This window comes from Leucobacter sp. M11 (genome assembly GCF_035726885.1).
GTDB lineage: Bacteria > Actinomycetota > Actinomycetes > Actinomycetales > Microbacteriaceae > JAPFRB01.
The window spans coordinates 260,352-267,173 of sequence record NZ_JAPFRB010000004.1 but is presented as its reverse complement, the minus strand read 5'-3'; the positions used below and the strand labels follow the sequence as shown (position 1 = coordinate 267,173).

The 6,822-nt window shown below is 70.9% G+C and carries 5 protein-coding genes; all 5 read right to left on the bottom strand.

Features of this window, described 5'->3' with window-relative positions:
* Positions 1-1,337, bottom strand: a 1,337-nt coding sequence (locus OOT08_RS13280) for an MFS transporter (protein WP_325093232.1), incomplete at its 3' end; no start/stop codon positions are given.
* A 9-nt stretch (positions 1,338-1,346) separates the two neighbouring features.
* Positions 1,347-1,907 carry a GNAT family N-acetyltransferase gene (locus OOT08_RS13275; RefSeq protein ID WP_325093230.1) on the bottom strand — a complete coding sequence of 187 codons (561 nt, stop codon included), beginning with the start codon at positions 1,905-1,907 and terminating at the stop codon, positions 1,347-1,349.
* Positions 1,908-2,027: 120 nt separating this feature from the next.
* Entirely contained in the window at positions 2,028-3,110 is a 1,083-nt protein-coding gene (prfA, locus tag OOT08_RS13270) for a peptide chain release factor 1 (protein ID WP_325093228.1), read from the bottom strand.
* 98 nt (positions 3,111-3,208) lie between these two features.
* Positions 3,209-5,512: a transcription termination factor Rho gene (rho, locus tag OOT08_RS13265; RefSeq protein WP_442916249.1), complete on the bottom strand. Its 2,304-nt coding sequence runs from the start codon at positions 5,510-5,512 to the stop codon at positions 3,209-3,211.
* 168 nt (positions 5,513-5,680) lie between these two features.
* Entirely contained in the window at positions 5,681-6,604 is a 924-nt protein-coding gene (gene thrB / locus OOT08_RS13260) for a homoserine kinase (RefSeq protein ID WP_325093226.1), read from the bottom strand.
* Between the last annotated feature and the right edge of the window lie 218 nt (positions 6,605-6,822).

The following is a 6,822-nucleotide window of genomic DNA, read 5'->3' as shown; positions in this document are numbered from 1 at the left end:
ACGAACTCGACGAGGATCATCGTGAGCCCGAGCGCCCAGAACGGGAGCTGCACGGCGAACGCCCAGCGGAACGCGTCGAGCGAGTAGAACTCCGGGGAGCCCGCCCCCTGCAGGTCGAGGGCGAGGCCGACGAGCAGGATGCACAGGAGCGACGCGGTGAAGCCGCCCGTGTTCACGAGCCCGGTGGCCACGCCCAGCTGGCGACTGGGCGCGTGGGTGCGCACGATTTCGAAGGCGATCATGGAGGTCGGGCCGCCGAAGGCGACGAGGATCATCAGGACGATCACGAGGCCCGTGGCGGGCACCCCCGAGCCGAAGATGACCACGGACCACAGCAGCGCGATCGAGAGGGTCACCCCAAAGACCACCCAGATGCGCTGGTTCACGAAGCGCGAGGTGATCGGGCCGATCAACAGCCCCGCGATCATCGAGGCCACGACCGCGATGCTCAGGATCCCCGCCGATTCCGAGCGGCTGAGGCCGATGCCGCCCGTGAGGAAGGGGGTGCCCCAGAGCAGCACGAAAACGTTGATCGCGAACGGGGGCGTGAAGTGCGCCCAGAATGCGAGGCGCACCCCGGGGATGCGGAGCAGGCCGAAGATGCGCGGGATGATGTCCCGGGAGCGCTGCGGCTGCCCAATCGGGCCCGTCGCGGTGATGATCGGGATCGAGTCCGTGAGCACCGAGGAATAGCTCACCATCGGCTCCGCCCCCGCGGTGGCGCGGCCCCGGCGGCCCGTGAGACGCTCCAGGGCGGTGCCGGAGCCCGGGCGGTCCCGGAGCGTCACGACGGCCAGGAGCAGCGAGAGCAGGCCAACCGCGGCGATGCCGAGGAAGCCCTTCGTCCAGCCGAAGGCGGCGACCGCGAGCGCCAGGGGCGTCACCGCGACCAGCTGCCCCGCCTGCCCGAGGAGCGCCGTGATTTGGCTCACCACCGGCAGCTGGCGCAGCGGAAACCAGTCCCCCAGGATCCGCATGACGCTGATAAAGGTGCCCGCGTCGCCCGCGCCCACGAGGATTCGGGCGAGCACCACGAACGGCAGGTCCACCATCGTGGCCATGAGCGTCTGCCCGACGACCATGAGCGCGGAGCCCGAGAGGATAATGACGGTCGCGCCGAAGCGGTCAACGAGCAGCCCGACCGGGATCTGCATGAGCGCGTAGACGCCGAGCTGGAGCACGGCGAAGCTGGACAGGGTCGTCGCCCCGATCGCGAAGTGCTCCTGCGCCGCGGGACCGAGCGCGGCGAGCGAGGTCCGGTTGATGATCGCCACCGCGTAGAGGAGCACGGCAACCGCCCAGACCACCCACACGAGGATGGGTTTCTTGGCGGTCATTCTCCCAGCTTAGCGAGCGGGAGTCACCCGGCGCTCCGGCAGGGGCGGCCCCTCGGGGAAGTCCCTGCGGGTGATGTCGAGGAGCAGGCCGTCGTCGAGCTCGCCGTTCGGGCGGAGCTGATAGTCGCGCAGCACGCCGACCGTCTGGAAGCCGAGCCGGTGGTAGCTGCGGATCACGCCCTCGTTCTTGACGTTCGGGTCGAGGGTGACCCGGCTGATCCCGGAGGCGAACTCGTGCCGGATCGCGAGGGCGAGCGCCTCCGCGCCGATCTGGCGACCGCGCCACCGGGTCGCGATGAACAGGTGCATGACCGTGGTCGGGTACTCGGCGTCGTCGCCGCGCATGACGTACAGTGCGCCGGCGGTCTGGCCCTCCACCTCGATGACGCGCGTGATGTCCGGGCGCTCCAGAAACTCCTCGCGGACCCGCTTGGCGGTGTACCCCACCCACCACTCGGCGACCTCGGGCTCGTGCAGGGCGGCGAGGAGCGGGGCCTGGTCGGCGGCGGTCACCCGACGAAGCGTGACGAGGGGGCCGACGAGGCGGGGCACAATTGGGGCTGCGGTCATGGGCTTCATCGTATCCCCCGGAGCACGAAAAACCCCTGCGCGAGCTGACAGCTTGTGCGCGTTTCCCGGGGAAAACTGTGCAGCAGCGGTCACCCCGCGCAGGGGTTCTGGGAGCGGCAGTTAGGCCTGGGTGTCCCCCACCTCGGCCAGGCGGGCCTCCTCGTCGGCGTGGATGCAGGAGTCGATGACGGGGCCGAGGGCGCCGTTCATGACGTGATCCAGGTTGTATGCCTTGTAGCCGGTGCGGTGGTCCGCGATCCGGTTCTCGGGGAAGTTGTAGGTGCGGATGCGCTCGGAGCGGTCCATCGTGCGGATCTGGCTCTTGCGGTACTTGCTGGCCTCCGCGGCCTTCTCCTCCTGCTGACGCGCCAGGAGGCGGGCGCGCAGCACGCGCATCCCGGCCTCGCGGTTTTGCAGCTGGCTCTTCTCGTTCTGCATCGCCACGACGATCCCCGTGGGGATGTGGGTGATGCGCACCGCGGAGTCCGTCGTGTTCACGGACTGGCCGCCGGGGCCGGAGGAACGGTACACGTCGATCTTCAGGTCGTTCTGGCTGATGTCGACCTCCTCGGGCTCGTCCGCCTCGGGGTAGACGAGCACGCCCGTCGTCGAGGTGTGGATGCGCCCCTGCGACTCGGTCACGGGCACGCGCTGCACGCGGTGCACGCCGCCCTCGTACTTCAGGTGCGCCCAGGCGCCCTGCGAGGGGTCAGAGGCGTTGGTCTTGATCGCGACCTGCACGTTCTTGTACCCGCCCAGGTCGGACTCGTCGGACTCGAGCATCTCGCTCTTCCAGCCCTTGGACTCGGCGTAGTGCAGGTACATCCGCAGCAGGTCGGCCGCGAAGAGCGCGGACTCCGCGCCGCCCTCGCCGCCCTTGATCTCGAGGATCACGTCGCGGGCGTCATCGGGGTCGCGCGGGATGAGCAGGCGACGAACCTTCTCCTGCGCGGTCGCGAGGGACTCCTCCAGGCCGGGGATCTCGGCCGCGAAGTCGTCGTCCTCCTTCGCGAGCTCCTTGGCGGCGACGAGGTCTTCTCCGAGCTGCAGCCAGTTCTCGTAGGCGGTTTTGATCTGGTTCAGCTCGGCGTAGCGCCGGTTGACCTTCTTGGCGCGCGCGGCGTCGGCGTGCAGCGCCGGGTCGGCGAGCTGCTCCTGCAGATCCTCGTGTTCGACGAGGAGGGTTTTGACGGATTCAAACATGGGGGTTCCCTTGGGTGCGGTGAAGGTGTCGGCGCGGGCGGGTGGCCCGCTGGAACAGGGATCGGCCCGGCGAGCGCCGGGCCGATCCGCGTTCCCGGCTAGGACAGGCCGGAGGACTTCTGCATCAGCATCAGGAACTCCACGTTCGAGGAGGTCTCCTTCAGCTTGCCGAGCACGAGCTCGAGCGCCTGCTGCTGGTCCAGGCTGCCGAGCGCGCGGCGCAGCTTCCAGGTGACCTTGACCTCGTCGGGGCCCATCAGCATCTCCTCGCGGCGGGTGCTGGACGCGTTCAGGTCCACCGCCGGGAAGATCCGCTTGTCGGCGAGCTGGCGGCTCAGGCGCAGCTCCATGTTGCCGGTGCCCTTGAACTCCTCGAAGATCACCTCGTCCATCTTGGAACCGGTCTCCACGAGCGCGGTCGCGAGAATGGTCAGCGAGCCGCCGTTCTCGATGTTGCGCGCGGCGCCGAAGAAGCGCTTGGGCGGGTACAGCGCGGAGGCGTCAACGCCGCCGGAGAGCACCCGGCCGGAGGTGGGCGAGGCCAGGTTGTAGGCGCGGCCGAGGCGGGTGATCGAGTCCAGCAGCACGACCACGTCGTGGCCCAGCTCCACGAGGCGCTTCGCGCGCTCGATGGCGAGCTCGGCGACCGTGGTGTGGTCCTCGGCGGGACGGTCGAAGGTCGAGGCGATGACCTCGCCCTTCACCGTGCGCTGCATGTCGGTGACCTCTTCGGGGCGCTCGTCCACCAGGACGACCATGAGGTGCACCTCGGGGTTGTTCTTCGCGATCGCGTCGGCGATCTGCTGCAGCACGATCGTCTTCCCGGCCTTCGGGGGCGCGACGATGAGGCCGCGCTGGCCCTTGCCGATCGGGGCGATCAGGTCGATGACGCGCTGGGTCAGCTTCTCCTGGCCGGTCTCCAGGCGCAGGCGCTCCTGGGGGTACAGCGGCGTGAGGTCGGCGAAGTCGACGCGCGTCTCGTTCTCGTCGAGGGCGTTGCCGTTGACCGTGTCAATCCGGACGATCGCGTTGTACTTCTGGCGGCCGCCCTGGTCGCCCTCGCGGGGCTGGCGGATCGCGCCGACGATGGCGTCGCCCTTGCGGAGGTTGTACTTCTTGACCTGGCCGAGGGAGACGTAGACGTCGTTGGTGCCGGGCAGGTATCCGCTCGTGCGCACGAAGGCGTAGTTCTCGAGGACGTCGAGGATGCCCGCGATGGGCAGCAGCACGTCGTCGTCGCCGATCTCGGGCTCAAGGTCGTCGCTCTGGCCGCGGCGCTTGCGGTCCCGCTGGCGGGTCCGGCTCGACCGGGACGAGCCCTCGTCCTGCGGGCCGCGGTTCTGCTCGCCACGCCCCTGGCCGTCGTTCTTCTGGCCGTCGTTCTTCTGGCCGTCGTTCTTCTGACCGTCGTTCTTCTGGCCGTCCTGCTTGTGCTGGTCGCGACCGTTCTGGCCGTCGCGGCTGTTCTGGCCGTCGCGGCCGTTCTGCTGCCCGTCCTGACGGTCCCCGCGGTTGCGCTGGCGGCCGCGGCCCTGGCGCTCGGCGCGGGGCTCGTCCTCGGCGTTCGTGTCGCCGTCGCCGGTGGCCTCGGCGTTCGCCGCGGCGGGCTCGGCGGACTCCGCCGGGGTGTCGTTCTTCGCGGCGCGACCGCGGCCGCGGCCACGGCCGCTGCCCTGCGGGGCCTCGCTCGCGGGCTGCTCGGCCGCGGGGGCCTCGGTCGCAGCGGCCTCGCTCGCGGTGGCCTCGGCGGCGGCCGCCTCGGTCGCGGCGGGCTCGGCCGTCTCGGCCTGGGCGGCGGCCTTCGCGGCTGCGCTCTTCGCGGAGCTCGCGCGGCGGCTCGTGGTCTTCGGTGCGCTCGGCTCGCTCGGCTCCCCGGACGGAGCTGCCGCGGCGCTGCTGGCGTCGGCGGCGCCGGCCTCGGCGGCGTCCTCGGTGGCCTTGGGCTTGCGGGCGCGGCTCGCGCGGGCCGGCTTCTTCTCGGCCGGGGCCTCAGCGGCGTCGGCCGCGGGCTCCGCAGCGGGCTCGGCCGGAGCGGGTGCCTCGGTCGGCGCCTGCTCCTTCTTGACCCGGCGCGTCGCCCGAACGGGCTTTTCGGCGGCGGGCTCGGCGGCCGCGGGCTCGGCGGCCGCGGGCTCGGCGGGGCTCGCCTCGGCGGCGGCCTCCTCCGTGGCCTTGGGCTTGCGGGCGCGGCTCGCGCGCACCGGCTTCTTCTCGGCCGGGGCGTCGCTGTCGGACGCGCTCGTGGCCGGGCTGTCAGCCGCGGCGTCGGCGCTCGCGGCGGGGGCCTCGACCGTCTTGGCGGCGGTGCTGACCCGGCGGCTCACGCGCTTCTTGGGCGCGGCCTCCGCCTCGGGGGCGTCGGGGGTGATGTTCTCGGTGGCGTCGTTGGAGGTGTTCTCCACGGGTTTCCTTTCGGGGTCTGGCGCCGCGGGCAACGTGTGAGAGCCGAACTCTCGAACGCAGTAAACAGGCCTGCGGAACCGCACGAGTGTGCTGGTGATCACGGAGACGGTGTCAGGGCCTCACGCGAAGAAAAGAGCATCCCGGTCACGGCGCAGATCGCGTCGCAGTTACTCGGGAGCCGTTCCCACTGTAGCACCTTTGATATCGACGGCAAGCATCAACTCCTGCCAATCTGCTCCGCCAATCGTCCCGGCCAGTTCGGCGGCAGCCAGCCGTTCGCCCGGGTCGCTGCAGAGGACGAGCACCGAGGGCCCGGCGCCGGACACGACGGCGGCGTACCCGGCGGCCCGAAGCCCGGCGACCATGTCGCGCGTGCGCGGCATTGCGGAGCCGCGGTAGTTCTGGTGCAGCCGGTCCTCGGTCGCCTCGAAGAGCAGCTCGGGGCTCTGCGTGAGCGCGGCGATGAGCAGGGCGGAGCGGGACACGTTGAACACGGCGTCCTCGTGCGGCACCTGCTCGGGCTGCAGCGAGCGGGCCAGCTCGGTGGACATCGTGAAGTTCGGCACGAGCACCAGCGGCGAGACCCCTCGGTGCACGCTGAGCTTCTTGTGCTTCGGGCCCTCGGCCGAGGTCCAGGCAATCGTCAGCCCGCCGAAGAGCGCGGGGGCCACGTTGTCCGGGTGGCCCTCCAGCTCGGTCGCGAGCGCGAGCAGGCGGTCCGCGTCGAAGTCGACCACGCCGGCGAGCAGACCGCTCGCGGCCATGACGCCGGAGACGATCGCGGAGCCAGAGGACCCCATGCCCCGGCCGTGCGGGATGCGGTTCTGAGCCTCGATGCGCAGCCCGGGGAAGGGCTGCCCGACCCGGTCAAAGACGTGCCGGATCGACCGCGCGACGAGGTTCGTCTCGTCGGTGGCCACCTCCCCGGCACCAACGCCCGTCACCGAGACGGTCACGCCGGGGGCGTCCGTCACGGTGACGACGGTCTCGTCGCTGTAGGCCAGCGCCAGCCCGAGGGTGTCGAAGCCGGGGCCCAGGTTCGCGCTCGTCGCGGGAACTCGGACGCGGACGCTCAATCCGTGTGCAATCATCAGGCTCTCCCAGTGAGGCCGAGCACCGAGGGGCGAGGGGCCGCATCGGTGACAGTGGTCGGTGTGTCTGTGCTACTGAACTCGCGTGTGCGCTCGGGGATGAGCTCGCACGGGTGTTCGCGGGCGGAGGGGCGATCAGCGTTTCCGCGGCTCGCCCCCCGGCACGGCTTCGGTTATGAGTTTCCCTCAACGCGCAGGACGCTCGTGACCGCGGTGAC